This window comes from Herbaspirillum sp. FG34, from assembly GCF_057809315.1.
The window spans coordinates 1-1,095 of sequence record NZ_JBMDJS010000047.1; the positions used below are offsets into that span (position 1 = coordinate 1).

General features: G+C 61.6%; 2 protein-coding genes. Both read left to right on the forward strand.

The features are described 5' to 3' along the window. Nucleotides 1–749, forward strand: a 749-nt coding sequence (locus ACODSZ_RS23055; RefSeq protein ID WP_488928638.1) for a branched-chain amino acid ABC transporter permease, incomplete at its 5' end; no start/stop codon positions are given. A gap of 21 nt (nucleotides 750–770) precedes the next feature. Next, a partial coding sequence (locus tag ACODSZ_RS23060) for an ATP-binding cassette domain-containing protein (RefSeq protein WP_488928639.1) occupies nucleotides 771–1,095 on the forward strand: 325 nt, incomplete at its 3' end.

A 1,095-nucleotide genomic window follows, 5' to 3' on the forward strand; every position in this document is an offset into this window, starting at 1 on the left:
CCATCGTGACGCTGGGCTTCGGCGAGATCATCCGCATCTTCATGAACAACCTGAACGCCCCGGTGAACATCACCAATGGTCCGCAGGGCATCAACCTGATCGATCCGATCCGCGTGTTCGGCGTGTCGCTGGCCGGTGAACCGGGTTCCGGTTCGATGGTGAAGGTCTTCGGCATGAGCCTGCCGTCGGTGAACGCGTATTACTACCTGTTCCTGGTGCTGTGCATCTTCGTGATCTTCTTCTCGACCCGCCTGCAGGATTCGCGCCTGGGCCGTGCCTGGGTGGCGATCCGTGAAGACGAGATCGCCGCCAAGGCGATGGGCATCAACACCCGCAACGTCAAGCTGCTGGCCTTTGCCATGGGCGCTTCGTTTGGTGGCGTGGCCGGCGCCATGTTCGGCGCCTTCCAGGGTTTCGTCTCGCCGGAATCCTTCTCGCTGACCGAGTCCATCGCCGTGCTGGCCATGGTGGTGCTGGGCGGTATCGGCCACATCCCTGGCGTGGTGCTGGGTGGCGTGATCCTGGCGGCGCTGCCGGAAGTGCTGCGTCACGTGGTGGAACCGCTGCAGATGGCCATTTTCGGCAAGGTGTGGATCGATGCCGAAGTGCTGCGCCAACTGCTCTACGGCCTGGCCATGGTGGTCATCATGCTGACCCGCCCGGCCGGTCTGTGGCCTTCGCCGCGCCATGAAGATCGTCCCGAAGCGGACCATACCAAAGTCGGTACCGCCGGCGAAGTCAAAGCCTAAGCCTTATCAGGAGCACAGAACATGACACAAACACTGCTCAAGATCCGTGACGTCAGCAAGCGTTTCGGCGGTCTGCAAGCCTTGAACGGCGTGGGCATCACCATCGAACGCGGCCAGATCTACGGCCTGATCGGCCCCAACGGTGCTGGCAAGACTACCTTCTTCAACGTCATCACGGGCCTGTATCAACCCGATACCGGCACCTTCGAACTGGATGGCAAACCGTATTCACCGAGCGCCCCGCACGAAGTGGCCAAGGCCGGCATCGCCCGTACCTTCCAGAACATTCGGCTCTTCGGTGAAATGACCGTGCTGGAAAACGTGATGGTGGGTTGCCACGTGCGCA